Origin of the sequence: Rhizobacter sp. SG703 (assembly GCF_012275445.1) — a bacterium.
Taxonomy (GTDB): Bacteria; Pseudomonadota; Gammaproteobacteria; order Burkholderiales; family Burkholderiaceae_C; genus Rhizobacter.
In genome coordinates, this window is sequence record NZ_JAAZQK010000007.1 from 398,460 (window position 1) to 416,747 (window position 18,288).

An 18,288-nucleotide genomic window follows, 5' to 3' on the forward strand; every position below is an offset into this window, starting at 1 on the left:
GTATGAAACTGAAACCCGTCCTCAACATCTCCGCCTACCTGTTCGTGACCCTGACGGACACGCAGGCGCTGCGCGAGAGCATTCGCTCACAAGCCGCCGAGCGCAACCTGAAGGGCACGGTGCTGCTCGCCGAGGAAGGCATCAACCTGTTCCTGGCCGGCGCGCCCGATGCGGTGCGCGGCTTCGTGGCCTGGCTGCGCAGCGATGCGCGCTTCGCGCCGCTGGCGCCGAAAGAGAGCCTGTCGGATGCGGTGCCCTTCGGCAAGCTGCTGGTGAAGGTCAAGCCGGAGATCATCCGCATGAACCACCCGCAGTTCCGGCCCGAGGCGGGGCGCGCGCCGGCGGTCGATGCGCAGACGCTGTCGCGCTGGCTCGATGCCGGCCGCGACGATGCCGGCCGCGAGGTCGTGATGCTCGACACCCGCAATGCCTTCGAGGTCGACCACGGCCGCTTCGCGCACGCGCTCGACTGGCGCATCGCGAAGTTCACCGAGTTCCCGCAGGCGCTGCGCGCGCATGCGGCCGAGCTGCAGGGCAAGACGGTGGTCAGCTACTGCACCGGCGGCATCCGCTGCGAGAAGGCCGCGCTGTTCATGGCCGAGGCCGGCGTGCAGAACGTGCTGCAGCTCGAAGGCGGCATCCTGAAGTACTTCGAGGAGGCCGGCGGCAAGCACTTCGACGGCCACTGTTTCGTGTTCGACGAAAGGGAATCCGTCGACGCCGAGCTGCTGCCGACGAGATCGGTGTAAGGTGCCTGCGATCGGCGCGACTCAAGGCGCCGCGCAGGAGACACCGATGCAGCCTCACAGCCTGCCCCGCAGCGGCAGCCTTCCCGTCCAGCCGAACAGTCCGCTCGGCAATCGGTATGCCCAAGTCCGCGAGACCAGCCTCGCCCTCGCCGCGCCGCTGTCGCCCGAAGACTGCCAGGTGCAGTCGATGCCCGACGCGAGCCCGACCAAGTGGCACCTGGCGCACGTCACCTGGTTCTTCGAGACCTTCCTGCTGGAGCGCTTCGAGCGCGATTTCCAGCCGCACGACGCGCGCTTCCGCGTGCTCTACAACAGCTACTACAACGGCATCGGCGACCAGTACCCGCGCGCGAAGCGCGGACTGGTGACGCGCCCGGCACTGGCCGACGTGCTGCGCTACCGCGCCGATGTCGATGCGCGCATGCAGGCGCTGATCGTGCAGCGGGCCGGCGACGCCGAACTGGCCGCACTGGTCACGCTGGGGCTGCACCACGAGCAACAGCACCAGGAGCTGCTGCTGACCGACATCAAGCATGCGCTGTCGTTCAGCCCCGGCCACCCGGGCTACGGCAAGCGCTGGCCGATCAGCGCGGTGCAGCCGCAGGCGCTGCGCTGGTTCGGCTACGGCGGCGGGCTGTTCGAGCTGGGCCACGACCCCGAGCGCGACGGCGCGTTCTGCTTCGACAACGAGACGCCGAGGCACCGCAGCTTCATCGCGCCGTTCGAACTCGCATCGCGGCCGGTCAGCCATGGCGAGTGGATGGCCTTCATCGACGACGGCGGCTACCGGCGGCCGGAGCTGTGGCTGTCGCTCGGCTGGGACTGGGTGCGCAGCGGCGGCCACCAGGCGCCGCTGTACTGGCGGCGCGACGGTGACCAGTGGTGCACGCACACGCTGCACGGCGAGATGGCGGTCGACCCGCACACGCCGGCCTGCCACCTGAGCTACTTCGAGGCCGACGCCTATGCGCGCTGGGCCGGCGCGCGGCTGCCGACGGAGGCCGAATGGGAGTTCGCGGCCCGCCAGGCCAGGCCGCAGGCGCGGGCCAACTTCGCCGACAGCGGCGCCTTCCACCCGATGCCGTTGGCCGACGCACCGGCCGACGCGCCGTCGCAGCTGTTCGGCGACGTCTGGGAATGGACGCAGTCGAGCTACCTGCCCTACCCCGGCTACAAGGTGCTGCCCGGCGCGGTCGGCGAGTACAACGGCAAGTTCATGAGCCAGCAGATGGTGCTGCGCGGCGGCTCGTGCGCGACGCCCGCGGGGCATGCGCGGGCGAGCTACCGGAACTTCTTTCCGCCGGAGGTGCAGTGGCAGTTCAGCGGGCTGCGGCTGGCGCGGGACAGCGGCTGAGCCCAGTCAATTGAACCGGCGGTGGAACGGCGTCGTCGGTGGCGTTACCAAGTGCTCGCGCCAGGTGAATCTGGTTGCGGGAGCCTTGCATGCGCGTGGGACTGTCGACGGGAAAGAGGAGAGAGCGGGAGGCGTCTGTGCCAACCCGGGCGCCAACACCGGGCCGCGAGCCTGCGTCAAAACGCGCTCGCCTGCAGGCGAAGGAGACCTGTGCGGCTTTTCCGGACCTGAACACCGTCGAAGGTCAGGACGCGTTCTTCCACATGATCGGCGTGGAAGGCATCGAGCAATGCTTCCGCGAAGACCTGAGGAACGTGGAGCAGCTCTACTGGCAGAAGGCCGCCGAGCACGCGCAATCCGAAGACCCGGCCCCCATCGATCAAGCGCCGGTCCGTGACGCGCCGGTCCGCATCCATCCCACCCGCTTTGCCAATGCGAAGACCCAGCCCGTCACCGGGGACGGTGACTGCGCGCTGGCTGCCATATGCGCTGGCGCCACGCATCTTGGCGACCGGGTGGTGGCGAAACTCCCGTCCACGCCCGCCGGAATGCGCCAGCAGATGGTGGCGCACGTCGAACGCGAATACGTGCGCTGGCGCGACACGCCGGCAAGCGACATGCCGGACGAGAAGCAGTACCTCGCCGTCCTGCCACGCGACGACCATGAGCGACATCGCATGCTGGCTCAGCTCGCCACGCCCGGCAGCTGGCACCACGACATCGGCGACCTGTACGTGGCGATCGCGGCCGACACCTTCGACCTGCAGATCGAGGTCCTCACGCGCTACGCCGACCACGAGCATCCGCTGGTGTTCGGCGCGCCAGATCCCCACAAGCCGCGGCTGGTACTGCGCCTGGAAGGCGGGCACTACGAGACGGTGGTCGACTGATCAGGTGTTCAACACCGCCAGCACGTCCGACCTGAACTCGCGCTGGTACAGCACGTACACCACGCCCGCTGTCGCGAGCATGAAGATCAGCGGCGAGAAGAACCACGCGACTGCGGCGAACGACAGGTAGTACGCCCGCAGCCCGTCGTTGAAGGTCTCGGCCGCCATGCTGACGACGCCGCCGGCCTTCTTCGCGAAGGCCTGCCGGCGCACCTCGCCGTCGGAGCCCTGCTCGAGGAACTGCGTGGCCTCCGGCGCCGCCGCGATCAGCAGCGCACCGAAGGTGTACTGCCGCATCGACCAGGTGAAGCGGAAGAACGCGTAGACGAAGATGCCGAGCAGCAGCACGATCTTCAGGTCGAACACCAGCACCGAGGTGCGGGCCGCGAACGGCAGGTCGCGCACGATCTCGGTGGCCTTGTCGCTCGTGCCCAGCACCGCGAGCAGGCCGCCGATGATCAGGATCGTGGTCGACGCGAAGAACGACGGGCTGGTCGACAGGTTCTGCAGCACCACGCCGTCGATCACGCGCACCTCGCGGTAGGTGGTCTGCAGCATCCATTCGCGCCGCACCCGGTTGGTCGACGCGAGGATCGACGGCTGCGTCAGCGCGCGGCGGTGTGCGAACCAGATGTAGCCGGCCCAGGCGCAGAAGAAGGCCACCAGCGCCGCCCAGTCCGACCAGGGCAGCACCGCCACGAGCTTCAGGATGATGTCCATGGCGGCGACTGTAGCTCGTGAAAAGGGGCCCAGCGGTTGCAGGAAGCCGTTCGGGCTGAGCCTGTAGAAGCCCTGCCACCGGCACCGGCGTTTCGACAAGCTCAGTCCGAACGGATCAGCCCAGCGTCGTCTCGATCCGGGTCTGTCCTTCGAGCACCCGGTGGATCGGGCACTTGCCGGCGATCTCGAGCAGCCGGGCGCGCTCGGCGTGCGGGCTCGGCGCAGCGTCGGTGCTGCCGAGCCTGCGTTCGACGTCGGCAGCCCATGCGTGGCGGCCATTGGTCAGCAGCGTCAGTGCGCTGGCGGCCTGGTCAGCCGCAAAGGGCAGCCGATGAAGGTGGGCGTCGATGGTCATCAGCGCCGCTTCGCATCCAGGCTCAGCGCCCCGGCCCCGAAGGCCACGATCGCGAGCAGCCCGCCGATCACCGAGACGTTCTTCATGAACATCAGGTTCTGCACCATCGCCTGGTCGGCCGGCACGGCCCAGAAGTTGTGGAAGATCACCGTCGCGGCCGCGGTGAACACCGCCAGCACGGCGGCCGCCCAGCGGGCGTTCCAGCCGACGACCAGCGCGATGCCGCCGACGATCTCGACCAGCAGCGCGATCACCGCGCCGACCTGCGGCAGCGGCAGGCCCTTCGATGCGATGTAGCCGACCGTGCCCTCGAAGCCGGTCAGCTTGCTGAAGCCGGCCAGCACGAACATCAGGGCCAGCAGGATGCGCGCGGCCAGCGCGAGCGGGTTTTGAAGGCGTTCAAACATGATGGGTCGTCCTCGGTTGAAGTGAGTGGAACAACAGGGTCACTGCAGATCGAAAACCAGCACTTCGGCGTCGCGCCCGGCGCCGATCTGCAGCGCCGGTTCGTGGTCCAGCATCGCCGCGTCGCCCGCCGACAAGGCCTGGCCGTTCACCTCGACGCTGCCGCGCACCACATGCACATAGGTCTTGCGGTTCGCCGGCAGCGCCAGATCGGCACGCTCGTCGCCGTCGAACAGCCCTGCATACAGCGCCGCGTTCGCGTTCAGCTTGACCGAATCGTCGCGGCCGTCGGGACTCGCGACCAGGCGCAGTGTGCCGCGCTTCTGCGCCGCGTCGAAGTGCTTCTGCTCGTAGCCCGGCTCGATGCCGCGCACGTTGGGCTCGATCCAGATCTGCAGGAAGTGCGTCGTGTCCTGCGCGGCATGGTTGTACTCGCTGTGCTGGATGCCGCGGCCGGCGCTCATGCGCTGCACGTCGCCCGGCACGATCTGCGCGCCGTTGCCGATGCTGTCCTTGTGGCCGAGCGCGCCCGACAACACGTACGACACGATCTCCATGTCGCGGTGGCCGTGCGTGCCGAAGCCGGTGCCGGGGGCGATGCGGTCTTCGTTGATCACGCGCAGGTTGCCGAAGCCCATGTGCTTCGGATCGTAGTAGTCGGCGAACGAGAAGCTGTGGAACGACTTCAGCCAGCCGTGGTCGGCGTAGCCACGTTCAGTCGATTTGCGCAGGGTGAGCATGTCGTGTCCTTTCGGTGGTGATCTCTCGGGTTTGAAGAGACTGTAGGCGCCGCTCCGCGGTCCATCGCGGGCCGCGCATTGAAGCGTTCATTCAAATAAGATGAACGAAACTCCGACGGCCTCGCCATGACCAGTTCCCGCAACGTCCTGACCCCCGAAGCGCTCGCGATGATGGACGTCATCGCCCGCACCGGCAGCTTCGCGGCGGCCGCCCGCGAGCTCGGCAAGGTGCCGTCGGCGTTGACCTACAACGTGCGCCAGCTCGAGGACGCGCTCGACGTGCTGCTGTTCGACCGCCGCTCGCGCCAGGCCAGGCTGACAGCCGCCGGCGAGGAGCTGCTGCACGAGGGCCGGCGGCTGCTGGAGGAGATGGATGCGGTGGCGAACCGCGTCAAGCGCGTCGCGACCGGCTGGGAGACGCAGCTGACGATCGCGGTCGACGGCATCATGTCGCGCGCCACGCTGTTCGAGCTGTGCGAGGCCTTCTATGCGCTGAGCCCGGAGGCGCCGGGCGCCACCGGCGGCGGACCGGGCACGCGGCTGCGGCTGCGCACCGAGGTGCTGGCCGGCACCTGGGAGGCGCTGGTCAGCGGGCAGGCCGACCTGGCGATCGGCGTCGGCGTGGACCGCACGATGCCGCCCGGCATCCAGATGCAGCCGCTCGGCAGCATCAGCTTCGTGTTCGCGATCGCACCGCACCATCCGCTGGCCCACGCCGACGGCGTGCTGAGCGACGCCGACCTCATTCGCCACCGTGCGGTGGCGGTCGCCGATTCGGCGCAGCGCATGGCACCGCTGACGGTGAACCTGCTGCCCGGGCAGGACGTGCTGACCGTCGCGACGATGCAGAACAAGATCGAGGCCCAGCTGCGCTGCCTCGGCTGCGGCTTCCTGCCCGAGCCGCTGGTGCGCGAGCACATCGCCGCCGGCCGGCTGGTCGTCAAGGCGGTGCAGCGGCCGACGCAGGTCGCGCGCCTGGGCTACGCATGGCGCAGCGTGCCGGCCGGCAGCGCGGCACGCAAGCCGCAGCTGGGGCTGGCGCTGCGCTGGTGGTTGTCGCAGCTGGAGAGCCCGGCCACGCGCAGTGCGCTGATCGAGCGGCACAGCGGACTGCTGCCGCTGGGCGGGGCCTGACCACGATGGCCTACCGCGGGCGGTTCGCGCCGTCGCCCACCGGTGCGCTGCACGCCGGCTCGCTGGTCGCGGCGCTCGCAAGCTGGCTCGATGCGCGGGCGCACCGCGGGGCGTGGCTGGTGCGCATCGAGGACGTCGACACGCCGCGCTGCGTGCCGGGCGCCGATGCGCAGATCCTGTCGCAGCTCGCGCAATGCGGGCTGCTGCCCGATGAGCCGCCGGCCTGGCAGTCGCAACGCGGCGCGCACTACGAGGCCGCGCTCGGCATGCTGCGCGCCGCCGGGCAGGTCTACCCCTGCGGCTGCACGCGGCGCGACATCGCGCTCGCGCTGGAAGCCGCCGGCCACGGCAAGCCGCGGCACGGCGAGCTCGTCTACCCGGGCACCTGCCGCCACGGGCTGCACGGCAAGCCGGCGCGCGCGACGCGGGTGCTGAGCTGCAATGCAGACGAAACCGACATCGAGATCGATTGGCACGACCGCCGGCTCGGCGCGCAGCGGCAGAACCTGACGCAGGCGGTCGGCGACTTCGTGCTGCACCGCGCCGACGGGCTGTGGGCCTACCAGCTCGCGGTGGTCGTCGACGACGCGCTGCAAGGCATCACGCATGTCGTGCGCGGCGAAGACCTGGCCGACAACACGCCGCGCCAGATCCACCTGCAGCGGCTGCTCGGCCTGCCGACGCCGCGCTACCTGCACACGCCGCTGGTGCTGGGCGCGAACGGCGAGAAGCTGTCGAAGCAGAACGGCGCGGCGCCGCTCGACCTGGCGCAGCCATCGCTCGCGTTGCGCAATGCCGCCGCGGCGCTGGGCCTGCAAGCGCAGGCCGCCGACGCGCCGACGCTGCTGGCCGAATGCGTCGCGCAATGGCGGGCCGCGGCCGGGCCGCGCGCCGGCTGAAATTGCATCCAATCGCAAGCGCGGCCCGGCCGCGGCATGCGAACTGCTTCGAGGCCTGCATCCAGAACAACCGCAGGCACACGCCGCCTTTCCCGGCAGGATGCGACGCGAACTGAAGCCGGACTGACGCAATGCGTCAGCCGTGCCGCGTCATCCATCGGCGATCGCGATACGTCCGACACCCCCGCATGATGATCCGAAGCAGCCGAGTTGCCCGCATGGGCGGAACCGTTTCCACTCTTTTCCTGTCGATGCTGCTGCTCGGGGGTTGCGGCGCCGGGTCGGATGACGGCGACAAGGCGGCGCCGGCGCCGGTGGGCTCAGCGCCGGCGCCGGCGCCGGCTCCCGCACCTGCTCCCGCACCTGCTCCCGCCCCGGCCCCCGCCCCGGCACCCTCCCCTGCGCCGGCCCCAGCGCCCGCGCCATCCCCCTCGCCGGCGCCTGCTCCCGCACCGGCTCCGTCGCCCGCACCGGCGCCCTCCCCGGCACCGGCGCCCGCCCAACCCGCAGCGCTGACGCTGCCGATCGAAGTGCTCGGCGACGGCTCGCCGAAAGCGCCGCTGGTCGTCGAGACCCGGCTCGACCTCGACAGCAGCAAGCTCGCGTCCGCCACCAGGCTCTACCTGCTGTGCCACCGCTGCGGCTTCTATGGCGCCCCCGAGTTCGAGGCGCTGAACGCGACGCCGCCGAAGGTCAAGGCCAGCCTGCGCGTGCTCGGCGGCGCCGACGCCGCCGGCGAGGCCCAGGTGCCGTGGGTCGACATCACCGACCAGACCGTCACGCTGGCCGACAACGAACGCGTCCACGGCGGCGTCAACGGCGGCTTCTTCACGACCCGCATCACGCTCGCGCTCGACACCGCGACGCGCGCGCGCCTGGTCGCGTGGCCGAAGGGCAACCGCATCCAGTTCCGCTTCAACGGCACCGACGGCGAGAGCAACGGCTTCCGCGTCCTCGACCTGCAGTTGCGCAACGATGCCGATGCCAGCCTCGCGAGCAACCCGGTGGTGCGCGTCGACCCGCTGGTCGAGAAGAACGCCGGCAAGGCGCTGACCGGCGACGTCGAGCCCGGCCGTGCGCTGTGGAGCGCGCGCGGTGCGCTGGCCAAGTCGCCGCTGGTCAGCCGCAAGCTGCAGGCGGCCTGCTCGTCGTGCCATGCGGAAGACGGCCGCGACCTGCAGTACTTCAACTACTCGAACAACGCGATCGTGCAGCGCAGCCGCTACCACGGCCTGAGCGAAGCGCAGGGCAGGCAGATCGCCGCCTTCCTGCGCTACACGCTGCAGGACGTGCCGCATGCCGCGAAGGCGCGGCCGTGGAACCCGCCGTACCAGCCGGGCCCGGGCCTGGACTGCAGCGGCATCGGCTGCGAGACGCAGTGGGCCGCCGGCGCCGGTCTGGAGGCGGTGCTCGACAACGCGACCGACGCCACCAAGGCGCTGTTCGGCAAGCCCCTCGCCGGCGCGCTGAGCGTCACGCAGGCCGAGGTCGACAAGGTGATGGACCCGGCCGCGACGATGAACGCGCGCGAGATGCAGATCCCGATGCAGTTCCCTGACTGGAACGCCTGGCTGCCGACGACCCACCCGTACGACGTGTGGCCGACCACCACCGAAGGCTCGTTCGAGGCCGGCGCGAAGTTCAGCGCGGCCGACGGCAAGAAAGACCCGAACGGCAAGTACAAGGCGCTGCTCGCGTGGCTGACCGCGCACAAGAACCCGAACGGCGTGCACGGCGACTGGAGCCACCTGAAGGTCGACGAGCGCGTGCAGGCCAAGGCCATGTTCACGCAGGCCGGCTGGGAGGGCTACAACTACCTCGGCGGCGGCCGCGGCAACCACATCGCGGCCAGCGGCCAGTACGGCGCGCAGGTCGGCGCGGCCAACCTGCAGAAGCTGGCGTCGGCGGCGACCACGGCGACGAACCCGGCGGCCTTCACGACCAACGCCTTCATCGAGCGCTCGGTGGCCAGCATGCTGCACTGGAACGCGGTGAAGCAGTGGGAGATGGCCCAGGTCTACGGCCTCGAAGGCAACCAGCAGTGGTTCATCGGCGACAAGGACGCCTCCACCGGCGCCTGGAAGGGCCGCGGCGAAGCGCACGGCTGGCCGTTCAACAGCGTCAGCCTGTTCTTCCTCGCGCCGCACATGGTGTACCAGCAGGACACCGACAGCACCGGCAAGATCACCCGCGAGTGGTATGACGCATGGGAGGCCGGCAACATCGTCGGCTCGTACTACCGCACCAACCAGTGGTACCAGCTGCAGATGTCGGTGAACCCGGGGGGGCAGAGCGACTGGGTCAACTTCTCGATGGACTGGCCGTACCTGACGGCCTTCGACGACTACCTGGGCATGAAGGTCGGCACCGCGACGCCGGCGGCCAAGGCGGCCAACGACACGCATTACGTGCGGCTGCTGCAGGCGCGCATCAAGTCGGCGCAGTATGTCAACAACGGCATCGTGCTGTACGACCCGGCGCAGCCCGACCTGTTCGCCAACCGCGGCCGCTACGGCCGCGGCCAGGTCGCCAAGCACCTGGCGGTGGCCAACTTCATCGACACCGCGTCGAACAACGGCAAGGCGCAGAGCAAGTACCGCTTCCTCGACGAGCTGTCGCCGGGGCTGTACCCGCGCGTGGTCAACGGCGCGATCAGCCAGTTCAACGCGTTGTACTCGCAGACCGCGGCGTCGGCCTGGCGCCGCTGCGACCCTGACAACAGCCAGCTCGGCGAGCCCGAGCCGTGGGCCGGCTTCCGCTACTGCCTGGACGCGCAGCGCACGCCGCTCGGCCAGGCGGCCGACGGCAGCTACTTCATGAACCAGGTGAACTACCGTGCCACCACCGAGCAGACCGAGCAGTACGGGCTGTGGAAGGCGACCCAGATGGGGGCCGACCCGGCGCGGCTGAAGGTGTGGTCGGACTGGATCGACCGGATGTGGCCGAAACCTTGAGCCGGCCAGGGCAGCGCGAATGGCGTCAAAATGGCCGCCATTCACAACGTCTTCGGGCCGCGCGCCAACGTCACCATGAAAAGCGATTTCGGATTGATCGGCCTGGCCGTGATGGGCCAGAACCTGGTGCTGAACGTGGAAAGCCACGGCTTCCAGGTCAGCGTGTTCAACCGCACGACGGCGGTCACCGACGAATTCGTCGCCCGCCACCCGGGCAAGAAGCTGGTCGGCGCCGCGACGCTCGAGGCCTTCGTCGAGAGCCTGGCCACGCCGCGCAAGATCCAGATCATGGTGAAGGCCGGTGCGCCGGTCGATGCGGTGATCGAGCAGCTGATCCCGCTGCTGTCGCCCGGCGACATCGTGATCGACGGCGGCAACAGCCTCTACACCGACACAGAGCGGCGCGATGCGTACCTCACCAGCAAGGGCCTGCGCTTCATCGGCGCCGGCGTCTCCGGCGGTGAAGAGGGCGCGCGCAAGGGCCCGTCGATCATGCCCGGCGGGCCGCTGTCGACCTGGGAGGTGATGCAGCCGATCTTCGAGGCCATCTCGGCCAAGGTCGACGGCGAGCCGTGCGTGATCCACATCGGCCCGGGCGGCGCCGGCCACTACGTGAAGATGATCCACAACGGGATCGAGTACGGCGACATGCAGCTGATCTGCGAGGCCTACAGCCTGTTCAAGGCCGCCGGCTTCACGACGCAGGAGATGGCGGCGATCTTCAACCAGTGGAACGAAGGCGAGCTGCAGAGCTACCTGATCCAGATCACCGGCAAGGCACTGGAGCAGGTCGATGCCGAGACCGGCAAGCCGATCGTCGAGCTGATCCTCGACAAGGCCGGCCAGAAGGGCACCGGCCAGTGGACGCTGCTGAACGCGGCCGAGAACGCGGTGGTCATCAGCACGATCAACGCGGCCGTCGAGGCGCGCGTGCTGTCGTCGCAGAAGAAGCAGCGGGTGGCCGCGAGCAGGGAGCTGAAGGGCCCGGAGGTCGACCTGTCGCCGGTGAAGGCGCAGCTGGTCGCGAAGGTGCACGACGCGCTGTATGCGTCGAAGGTCATCAGCTATGCGCAGGGGCTGGACCTGATGAAGACGATGGGCGAGAAGAAGGGTTGGGGGCTCGACCTGGGCCGCATCGCCGCGATCTGGCGCGGCGGCTGCATCATCCGCGCGCGCTTCCTGAACCGCATCACCGACGCGTACCGCGGCAACCCGCAGCTGACCAACCTGATGCTCGACCCGTTCTTCAAGGAGCTGCTGAACCGCACGCAGCAGAACTGGCGCGAGACGGTGGCGCTGGCGGTGACGAACGGCATCCCGGTGCCGGCGTTCAGCGCGTCGCTCGGCTACTACGACAGCTACCGCTCGGCGCGGCTGTCGGCCAACCTGCTGCAGGCGCAGCGCGACTTCTTCGGCGCGCACACCTACGAGCGCATCGACAAGCCGGAAGGCACGATGTTCCACACCGAATGGCCGGAAGTGATCGGTTGATCGACCGGTCGCCGAACGATGCATCGAGGAGCGACAGCATGACCCACGCCCTGCGCACCATCTTGTGGTCGGCGGCCCTGCTGGCCGGCGCCGCGACCGCGGCCCGTGCCGATGAAGAGCCGTCGAAGATCGACCGCGCGGCCTCGGCCGTCGGTCATGCGGCCTCGACGGCGGCCACCAAGACCGGGCATGCGGTGAAGCATGCGGCCGAGGTCACCGGGGCCGCGGTGCAGAAGGGCGCGGAGAAGACCGGCGAGTTCGTCCGCAAGGGCGTCGACAAGACCGGCGAGGTGATGAAGCGAGGCGGGGAGAAGCTGCAGTCGTCGGCGAAGCCGGCGTCGTCATCTGGGGACTGATCCCTTCGTTCATCCGGAGAGGTGGGGGCGCAACGCCCAGCACAGTGCCACGACGCCGAACAGGTTGACGAGGACCGTCAGCCAGAACACGCGGCGGAACGACGCCTTGGCGGACTTGTGGCGCAGCCACCGCTGCGCGAGCAACGCGCCCGGCCAGCCACCGGCGAGGGACAGCAGGTGCAAAGTGCGCTCCGGCGTGCGAGGCCCTCGGCGGCGTGCCGCCGACTTGTCGATCGCGTAGACCACGAACGTGATCGCGCTCAAGCCGCCGTAGGCCACTGCGATCCACTGCGCATTCATCGTCGCTTCCAGGGAGTGAGGAGCGGGATCGTACTTCGGCGCTGGCACAGATGTACTTCGCGCCGTGGTCTGCGCCAAACCCTCTTGGCGCGGTCATCCGACCCCGGATCGCCTACTTTCGGCCGCAGCGATGTCGTCCGGCACCGAGGGCTGCCTGTACAGATGTACCTTCAGCAAATACCGGCGGCGAACCCTCTTGGCACAGCCCTTTGCTTCGCTTGTAATCGTCCGGCCACGTCGTCTGAGCAGTCGTCCTTGGTCGTAGAGAGGGTGTGATGGCGCGAGTCGATCCTCCTCACCCGGAACCTCCCATGACGACGACAACGCCTCCTGCAGCGGCAGTCCCCGAAACACGAACGATGAGCCTCTACACCATCGTGCTCGAGTACGGCGGTGGAACCTATGTCTCGCAGACCCACGCCGACGACAAGGAATCGGCACTCTCGTCCTGGTGCAAGACAGTCCGCACCGACATGGATTTCGGACCTGACTCGTGCCCCTTGGCCGAAGGCATCGAACAGGAAGCGGACGCAGCACGGCTCTCCCTGCTCAACGGGCTTCAGTCGGCCTGGAGCTTCACGACGCTCCTGAAGGGCCAGGTGATCCTCGGGCATGTCATCAAGACAGCGCCACGCCCCGCCTGAAGCACGCCAGCGACCCTCACGGCCGCGGTCCCACCACCTCCGCCGGACACGGCAACCTCGCCCCCACTTTCGCCCTCGGCGGGCACCCCGCCTTCAACGGCTGCACATCGTCCGCCAGCTTCGCGTCCCACCCAGGCCCGCCCAGCTTCGGCTGCAGCGACGTCGTGTCGACGAACCACCCGTCCGCCGACGGCAGCACGACGCTGTGCCGGTCCAGCCCGGTCGCCTCGCGCCAGCGTTCCAGCCCGACCTTCTCGACCCGCTTGTCCTCCCAGCTGAACAGCCCCGGCGCACCGCTGCGCGTGGCGTAGACATTGCGGTCGATCACCAGCGTGCGCGCATCGCTCATCGCGTCCGACGTGATGCGGATGAACGGCAGCTTCGAGCCGCCGACGATCAGGTTGTTGGTGATCGCCACATCGGTGCCACCCTGGTGGATCTCCGATTCGTTCGACACCAGCACCGACCCATGCGTCAGCTGCCCGGTGTTCCAGCAGGTGTTGTGGTGGATGCGCGGTTTCCATGACGACGAAGTCGCGAGACAGGCCCAGCCGACCTCGCTGACCACGTTGTCGCGGATCTCGCCGTCGTAGGTCTCGTACGGGCCGTCGACCAGCCGGTCGTCGTCGGTCTCCTGGCCCAGCATGATCGCGTTCGACCACACCCGCTCGACCCGGTTGAACTCGAACACGGTGTTCCTCGAATTGCCCTTCGCATACAGGCCGATCGACGGGATGTCGTGCACATGGTTGAAGGCCACGCGCGTGCGGTCGGCACCGACGATGTCGACCCCCTGCGCGTTGTCGCCGATCTTCGCGGCCGGGTGGTGGATGCGGTTGTGCAGGATCTCCACGTCGTCGGCGGTTCGCACCAGCTTCACCACGTCGGCCCGCGAGCAGCACAGGTCGTTGCCGACCAGGCGCACCCGCGGCGTGTCGATCTTCACCGTGTAGCCCTCCTCCTGCCCGTCGGCGCTGCCGCGCACTTCCAGGCCACGCACTTCCCAGTACATCGGCTGGCACACCGTGCCCTTCGGCGCCTCTTCGTCGCAGGTGCGGTGGTAGAAGTAGATCGCCGGCCCGCGGCCGGTGCCCTGGATCACCGCGCGCTCGCCGGCATGCGCGCGCAGCGTGATCCAAGCGTCTTCGGTACCGGGGCTGCGGATGACCGCGCCGTCGTAGGTGCCGGCGCGCAACTCGATGGTGTCGCCAGGTTTGACGCGCTGCACCGCGGCATCCAGCGTGCGCAGCGGCGCGTCGAGCGTGCCCACCGCGCGGTCGGTGCCGTCGGGCGCGACGACGAAGCTGCGCGGCTGCGCGTGCGCGGTGGCCGCGCCCACCAGCGCCCCGATCAGCGCCGCGCTACAGCCAACCGCGAAGCGCGTACATCGCGAGACCAAGCCACTCATGCAGCACCTCCTCGAGCGCACCGGGCGCTTCGTTGCTGGGCACGAAATGCTGCCACTTCAGCGCGGTGTCGGCGCGGAAATCGCAGGGATACGGCAGCACGTCCAGCCCGACGCCATGCGCCGCGGCCACCGAACGCGGCAGGTGGATCGCGCTGGTCAGCAGCAACACCCTGCCCTGCGCGCGCAGGCCGAACTGCCGCTCGCTGAACAGCAGGTTCTCGTGGGTGTTGATGGATTTCGTCTCGACGCCGATCGCCGATGCCGGCACGCCCAGCCGCTGCGCAGCCGCCGCCATATGCTGCGCGACCGAGTCAGAGCCGTCGGGCAGCGGCGCGCCGGCGAACATCAGCCGGCCGCCGAAGCGCTGGTGCAGCTCGACCGCCTTCTCGGTGCGCTCCCAGCTCGGCGCGCCCATCACGACGCGGTAGCCGGTGTCGGTCTTGCGGAACCAGCCGGCCGTGAGCACCAGCATGCGCGGGCCGTCGGCGCCGGGCAGGGCCTGCAGCTGTGCATCGGTGGGGACCGGCCACCAGGCTTCCAGGTGCGCGAGCAGCGTGTTCGCGGTCGCGGGGATCGAGATCGCGTAGACGATGCCCCACAGCAGCGCCAGTGCGTGGCGCCATCGATGCCAGCGGCCCGCCTTCGTGCGGTACGCGCGCCACGTCGCCCAGGCGAGGCCGAGCAGCACGTACAGCGGCATCGCGAGCAGCAGGTGAACGAGGTCGGTCAGGAGGGAGCGCATCGCCTCACCGTGTCCGTTCGCCCTGAGCTTGTCGAAGGACCTGAGCCTGTCGGGGGGTGGGTGCCACGGCGCAGGCCTTCGACAAGCTCAGTCCGAACGGGCTTGTGTTCGGCCCTGTCAGCGGGCGATGTTGAAAACCTGGTCCATCCGCCCCCAGCGGAAATCGCCCAGCAGGCGCTCCAGCCGCCCCTCGGTGCGGTGCAGGTTCACGTAGTGGCGAAAGCGCGTCTTCAGTCCCGGGCCGGGCACGCGCGGCTGCAGCGGGTCGATCTCCCACGGGTGCATGTAGAAGATCGCCGGCGCGCGCTCGTCGCGGTTGAAGCGGTCGATCGCCCAGCGCGACACGCTGTACGGCGCGAAGCGGAAGTAGCCGCCACCGCCCGCCGGCAGATTGCGCCCGAGCGCACGCACCGTCGTGATCGGCAGCTCGGTCAGCCCGTCGCGCACCTGGTACGGAAAGCGCGGCGCGTCCGGCATGCCGTAGTGGTCGTGCTGCACCGGGTAGACGCTGGAGCTGTAGACATAGCCGGCTTCCTTCAGCACGTCGAAGGCCCACAGGTTGTCGGTCCCGATCGAGAAACTCGGCGCACGGTAGCCGATCACCGGCACGCCGGCGATGTCTTCGAGGATGCGCTTGGCGCGCGTCACGTCCTGCGCGAACGCCTCGCGCGACAGCTCGCTGGCCCGCTGGTGTCCGTAGCCGTGGCTCGCCAGCTCGTGGCCGTCGGCGACGATGCGGCGCACCACCTGCGGGTAGCGCTCGGCGATCCAGCCGAGCGTGAAGAAGGTGGCCTTCGCGTGGTTGTCGGCAAAGCGGTTCAGCAGCCGGTCGACGTTCGCCTCGACGCGGCACGGGATCGAATCCCAGCGGTCGCGCGCGATGAACGGCGCCAGCGCGGAGACCTGGAAGTAGTCCTCGACGTCGACGGTCAGCGCGTTGGTGATCGGGGCGGGGGTCGGATTCGGGATGTTCATCGGCTCGGCACGGACATTCAGCGGACGGATTCGGCAGCGCGCGCGGTCGACACGCGCATCGACGCCGGCAACCAGCTGCGCAGGTGCTTGGCGATGCGGCTGGCGGTGCCGCCATCCCAGTACTCGGGCACGTCGACCCGCGTGGATTCGGTCAGCAGGATCTCGCGCACGGCCTTCAGCGCCTGCTCGACGTTGCGGCCGACGACGATGCTCGACGGATCGGCCACCGGCATGCCGCTGCGGTCGTTGCCGAGCGTGATGCTGCGCACGCCGAGCGTCACCGCTTCCTCGACCAGCTCGCCTTCGCTGCCGGCGATCAGGCAGCGCGCCTGCTGCAGCAGCCCGATCTCTTCGAGGTAGCCCTGCGCCGGCATCACGATGACGCCGGAATCGGCCAGCCGCGCCTCCTGCCCGGTGGATTTCAACGCGACCAGCGCATCCTCGCGCAGCGGCCACACCAGCGGCAGCTCGCGGCCCAGCGTCGCGAGCATCGGCAGCAGCTCGTCCATGGCCTTGGGCTGCAGCGCGAGGCTCACCAGCCCGAAGCCGCGCGGGTCGTTCAGCACCACCGGCGACAGCTTGGCGCGGGCGAACGATTCGAGCGGCGGCACCGCATGCGGCAGCCCGAAGTGCAGCAGGTTGGCCGCGAGGCTGCCGACGCAATGCACCCGGTCCGACGGGATGCCTTCGCGGTACAGCGTGTAGTAGGTCAGCAGCTTGTTGGTGTAGAGCGCGTCGGCCACGCGGTCGATCAGCACGCCGTTCATCTCGGCGCTGCTGCCGCCGCCGGTGCTGCGCTGGCCGGCGTCGAGCCGAAGCACCGGCACGCCGCGCTTGTTGGCGAGCAGCGTGCACATCAGCACCGCATCCGATTTGCCGACCGCCAGCACCGCGCTCGGCATGAACTCGGCCAGCACCTCGTCGAAGCGCGTCAGCGCCGCGGCCGAACCGTGCGCGACGCCGATCGAGCCGATGCCGAGGTGGATCTCCATCTTCGGCAGCGGCAGCACCGCGGCGCCGGCCGCACCGATCGCCAGGCCCTCTTCGGTGCCCGGCTGCACCGCCATCACCGGCGGCAGGTCGCCGTACTCTTCGAGCACGCGCGACAGCGCGCCGATCTTCAGGAAATCGGTGCGGGTGTCGACCACGCACAGCAGCGGGCGCTGCAGCTTGCTGCCGCTGCGCGAGCGCTGCACCACGCCGAGGCTCGCGTTGCTGCCGATGCCGCTGCCGGCCGCGCCGAAATCGACCGCGGCGTCCAGCACCGGCATCGACGGGTTCGGCGGGATCGTCACGTCGGGCCGGCCGGGATGGGCCACGCTCGACATCAGCATCGGCACGTCGGCCAGTTCGCCGATCTCGCTGCGCAGCTCGCCGGCGGTCTGGTCGACCGTCTCGGCCGCGATCGCGTCCTTGCCCGACAGGAAGGCCGCGAGGAACAGCCGGTTGCACAGCCGGTTGATGCGGCGCGGCACGCCGCCGGTCCAGCGGTGGATCGCATCGAACGCGTCGTCGCTGAACGACGGCGAATCCTTCCAGCCGACGCGGTGCAGCCGGTGCTCGATGTAGGCGCGCGTCTCGGTCTGGTCGAGCGGGCCGAGGTGGCACGACGCGATCACGCGCTGGCGAAGCTGCTCCATCGACTTCGATTGCAGCAGCGTGCGCAGCTCGGGCTGGCCGATCAGGAAGCTCTGCAGCAGCGCATGGTTGCCGAGCTGGAAGTTCGACAGCATGCGCAGCTCTTCGACCGCCTCGTGCTTCAGGTTCTGTGCCTCGTCGACGATCAGCAGCGCGCGCCGGCCCTTCGCGGCCAGCGCGGTCAGGAAGCCTTCGAGGCTCGCGATCAGGTGCGCCTTCGACGCCCCGGCGGTCGGCACGCCGTAGGCGGTCAGGATGGCGCGCAGCAGGTCGCCCGATTCGAGCTGGGTGCTGACCACCTGCGCCGCCACGACGTTGTCGGCGTCCAGCCCTTCGAGCAGCGTGCGCACCAGCGTGGTCTTGCCCGCGCCGATCTCGCCGGTGACGATGATGAAGCCCTCGCCCTGGTGCACGCCGAACTTCAGGTAGGCCAGCGCATTGCTGTGGCCGCGGCTGTCGAAATAGAACGCCGGGTCCGGGTTCAGCTGGAAGGGTGGGCCGCTGAGGCCGAAATGGGACTCGTACATGGGAGGT

At 69.4% G+C, this 18,288-nt stretch carries 18 protein-coding genes; 9 read left to right on the forward strand and 9 right to left on the reverse strand.

The window, feature by feature from the left end; all coding sequences use genetic code 11:
- Window positions 1-8 precede the first annotated feature (8 nt).
- From FHT26_RS17345 to FHT26_RS17355, 3 genes are all read left to right on the forward strand, one after another.
- Window positions 9-749: a sulfurtransferase gene (locus tag FHT26_RS17345; RefSeq protein ID WP_168561428.1), complete on the forward strand. Its 741-nt coding sequence runs from the start codon at window positions 9-11 to the stop codon at window positions 747-749.
- Between the two features lie 46 nt (window positions 750-795).
- Complete coding sequence (gene egtB, locus FHT26_RS17350) at window positions 796-2,103, forward strand: ergothioneine biosynthesis protein EgtB (RefSeq protein WP_168561351.1); 1,308 nt, start codon at window positions 796-798, stop codon at window positions 2,101-2,103.
- An 89-nt stretch (window positions 2,104-2,192) separates the two neighbouring features.
- Window positions 2,193-2,993: an OTU domain-containing protein gene (locus FHT26_RS17355; RefSeq protein WP_168561352.1), complete on the forward strand. Its 801-nt coding sequence runs from the start codon at window positions 2,193-2,195 to the stop codon at window positions 2,991-2,993.
- On the opposite strand, the gene FHT26_RS17360 is transcribed toward FHT26_RS17355, so the two are convergent.
- The 4 genes from FHT26_RS17360 to FHT26_RS17375 form a co-directional block, all read right to left on the reverse strand.
- Window positions 2,994-3,713, reverse strand: coding sequence for a DUF599 domain-containing protein (locus tag FHT26_RS17360; protein WP_168561353.1), 720 nt, complete (start codon window positions 3,711-3,713; stop codon window positions 2,994-2,996).
- Between the two features lie 115 nt (window positions 3,714-3,828).
- A complete protein-coding gene (locus FHT26_RS17365; protein ID WP_210427446.1) occupies window positions 3,829-4,068 on the reverse strand; it encodes a hypothetical protein in 240 nt (79 codons plus the stop codon).
- Window positions 4,068-4,475 (reverse strand): DoxX family protein, encoded by a 408-nt coding sequence (locus FHT26_RS17370; RefSeq protein WP_168561354.1) that lies wholly within the window; start codon window positions 4,473-4,475, stop codon window positions 4,068-4,070. Before FHT26_RS17370 ends, FHT26_RS17365 begins: the two co-directional genes overlap by 1 nt.
- A 39-nt stretch (window positions 4,476-4,514) precedes the next feature.
- Window positions 4,515-5,213, reverse strand: coding sequence for a pirin family protein (locus FHT26_RS17375; RefSeq protein ID WP_168561355.1), 699 nt, complete (start codon window positions 5,211-5,213; stop codon window positions 4,515-4,517).
- A gap of 126 nt (window positions 5,214-5,339) precedes the next feature.
- Between FHT26_RS17375 and FHT26_RS17380 the strand changes: the two genes are divergently transcribed.
- From FHT26_RS17380 to FHT26_RS17400, 5 genes are all read left to right on the forward strand, one after another.
- Window positions 5,340-6,347 (forward strand): LysR family transcriptional regulator, encoded by a 1,008-nt coding sequence (locus tag FHT26_RS17380; RefSeq protein ID WP_168561356.1) that lies wholly within the window; start codon window positions 5,340-5,342, stop codon window positions 6,345-6,347.
- A gap of 5 nt (window positions 6,348-6,352) precedes the next feature.
- On the forward strand, window positions 6,353-7,246 hold the full coding sequence (gluQRS, locus tag FHT26_RS17385; protein WP_168561357.1) for a tRNA glutamyl-Q(34) synthetase GluQRS: 894 nt from the start codon (window positions 6,353-6,355) through the stop codon (window positions 7,244-7,246).
- Window positions 7,247-7,464: 218 nt separating this feature from the next.
- The gene (locus FHT26_RS29555; RefSeq protein WP_210427447.1) at window positions 7,465-10,200 is read left to right on the forward strand and encodes a hypothetical protein; all 2,736 of its coding nucleotides are present in this window, start codon (window positions 7,465-7,467) and stop codon (window positions 10,198-10,200) included.
- Between the two features lie 75 nt (window positions 10,201-10,275).
- On the forward strand, window positions 10,276-11,691 hold the full coding sequence (gene gnd, locus FHT26_RS17395) for a decarboxylating NADP(+)-dependent phosphogluconate dehydrogenase (RefSeq protein ID WP_168561358.1): 1,416 nt from the start codon (window positions 10,276-10,278) through the stop codon (window positions 11,689-11,691).
- Between the two features lie 38 nt (window positions 11,692-11,729).
- Window positions 11,730-12,047: a hypothetical protein gene (locus FHT26_RS17400; RefSeq protein WP_168561359.1), complete on the forward strand. Its 318-nt coding sequence runs from the start codon at window positions 11,730-11,732 to the stop codon at window positions 12,045-12,047.
- Between the two features lie 9 nt (window positions 12,048-12,056).
- Here the strand turns inward: FHT26_RS17400 and FHT26_RS17405 are convergent, their stop codons facing one another.
- Window positions 12,057-12,347, reverse strand: a complete 291-nt coding sequence (locus FHT26_RS17405; RefSeq protein WP_168561360.1) for a DUF1294 domain-containing protein — start codon at window positions 12,345-12,347, stop codon at window positions 12,057-12,059.
- A 359-nt stretch (window positions 12,348-12,706) separates the two neighbouring features.
- Here FHT26_RS17405 and FHT26_RS17410 point away from each other — a divergent pair, with 359 nt between their 5' ends.
- Entirely contained in the window at window positions 12,707-12,991 is a 285-nt protein-coding gene (locus FHT26_RS17410) for a hypothetical protein (RefSeq protein ID WP_168561052.1), read from the forward strand.
- 16 nt (window positions 12,992-13,007) lie between these two features.
- Here the strand turns inward: FHT26_RS17410 and FHT26_RS17415 are convergent, their stop codons facing one another.
- The 4 genes from FHT26_RS17415 to FHT26_RS17430 all read right to left on the reverse strand — a co-directional run bounded on the left by FHT26_RS17415 (window position 13,008) and on the right by FHT26_RS17430 (window position 18,281).
- Complete coding sequence (locus FHT26_RS17415; RefSeq protein ID WP_168561361.1) at window positions 13,008-14,399, reverse strand: right-handed parallel beta-helix repeat-containing protein; 1,392 nt, start codon at window positions 14,397-14,399, stop codon at window positions 13,008-13,010.
- The gene (locus FHT26_RS17420; protein ID WP_168561362.1) at window positions 14,353-15,141 is read right to left on the reverse strand and encodes a YdcF family protein; all 789 of its coding nucleotides are present in this window, start codon (window positions 15,139-15,141) and stop codon (window positions 14,353-14,355) included. Before FHT26_RS17420 ends, FHT26_RS17415 begins: the two co-directional genes overlap by 47 nt.
- A 117-nt stretch (window positions 15,142-15,258) precedes the next feature.
- Window positions 15,259-16,116 (reverse strand): XrtA system polysaccharide deacetylase, encoded by an 858-nt coding sequence (locus tag FHT26_RS17425; protein WP_168561363.1) that lies wholly within the window; start codon window positions 16,114-16,116, stop codon window positions 15,259-15,261.
- Window positions 16,117-16,133: 17 nt separating this feature from the next.
- On the reverse strand, window positions 16,134-18,281 hold the full coding sequence (locus FHT26_RS17430) for an XrtA/PEP-CTERM system-associated ATPase (RefSeq protein WP_168561364.1): 2,148 nt from the start codon (window positions 18,279-18,281) through the stop codon (window positions 16,134-16,136).
- Window positions 18,282-18,288 lie beyond the last annotated feature (7 nt).

Excerpts from the sequence above, each read along its gene's own strand:
- gluQRS (WP_168561357.1), top strand. The coding sequence starts at position 6,353 with ATGGCCTACCGCGGGCGGTTCGCGCCGTCGCCCACCGGTGCGCTGCAC.
- FHT26_RS17375 (WP_168561355.1), bottom strand. The coding sequence starts at position 5,213 with ATGCTCACCCTGCGCAAATCGACTGAACGTGGCTACGCCGACCACGGC.
- FHT26_RS17405 (WP_168561360.1), bottom strand. The coding sequence starts at position 12,347 with ATGAATGCGCAGTGGATCGCAGTGGCCTACGGCGGCTTGAGCGCGATC.
- FHT26_RS29555 (WP_210427447.1), top strand. The coding sequence starts at position 7,465 with ATGGGCGGAACCGTTTCCACTCTTTTCCTGTCGATGCTGCTGCTCGGG.
- FHT26_RS17370 (WP_168561354.1), bottom strand. The coding sequence starts at position 4,475 with ATGTTTGAACGCCTTCAAAACCCGCTCGCGCTGGCCGCGCGCATCCTG.
- FHT26_RS17415 (WP_168561361.1), bottom strand. The coding sequence starts at position 14,399 with ATGAGTGGCTTGGTCTCGCGATGTACGCGCTTCGCGGTTGGCTGTAGC.
- egtB (WP_168561351.1), top strand. The coding sequence starts at position 796 with ATGCAGCCTCACAGCCTGCCCCGCAGCGGCAGCCTTCCCGTCCAGCCG.
- FHT26_RS17410 (WP_168561052.1), top strand. The coding sequence starts at position 12,707 with ATGAGCCTCTACACCATCGTGCTCGAGTACGGCGGTGGAACCTATGTC.
- FHT26_RS17420 (WP_168561362.1), bottom strand. The coding sequence starts at position 15,141 with ATGCGCTCCCTCCTGACCGACCTCGTTCACCTGCTGCTCGCGATGCCG.
- FHT26_RS17425 (WP_168561363.1), bottom strand. The coding sequence starts at position 16,116 with ATGAACATCCCGAATCCGACCCCCGCCCCGATCACCAACGCGCTGACC.
- FHT26_RS17365 (WP_210427446.1), bottom strand. The coding sequence starts at position 4,068 with ATGACCATCGACGCCCACCTTCATCGGCTGCCCTTTGCGGCTGACCAG.
- FHT26_RS17430 (WP_168561364.1), bottom strand. The coding sequence starts at position 18,281 with ATGTACGAGTCCCATTTCGGCCTCAGCGGCCCACCCTTCCAGCTGAAC.
- gnd (WP_168561358.1), top strand. The coding sequence starts at position 10,276 with ATGAAAAGCGATTTCGGATTGATCGGCCTGGCCGTGATGGGCCAGAAC.
- FHT26_RS17380 (WP_168561356.1), top strand. The coding sequence starts at position 5,340 with ATGACCAGTTCCCGCAACGTCCTGACCCCCGAAGCGCTCGCGATGATG.
- FHT26_RS17400 (WP_168561359.1), top strand. The coding sequence starts at position 11,730 with ATGACCCACGCCCTGCGCACCATCTTGTGGTCGGCGGCCCTGCTGGCC.
- FHT26_RS17355 (WP_168561352.1), top strand. The coding sequence starts at position 2,193 with ATGCGCGTGGGACTGTCGACGGGAAAGAGGAGAGAGCGGGAGGCGTCT.
- FHT26_RS17360 (WP_168561353.1), bottom strand. The coding sequence starts at position 3,713 with ATGGACATCATCCTGAAGCTCGTGGCGGTGCTGCCCTGGTCGGACTGG.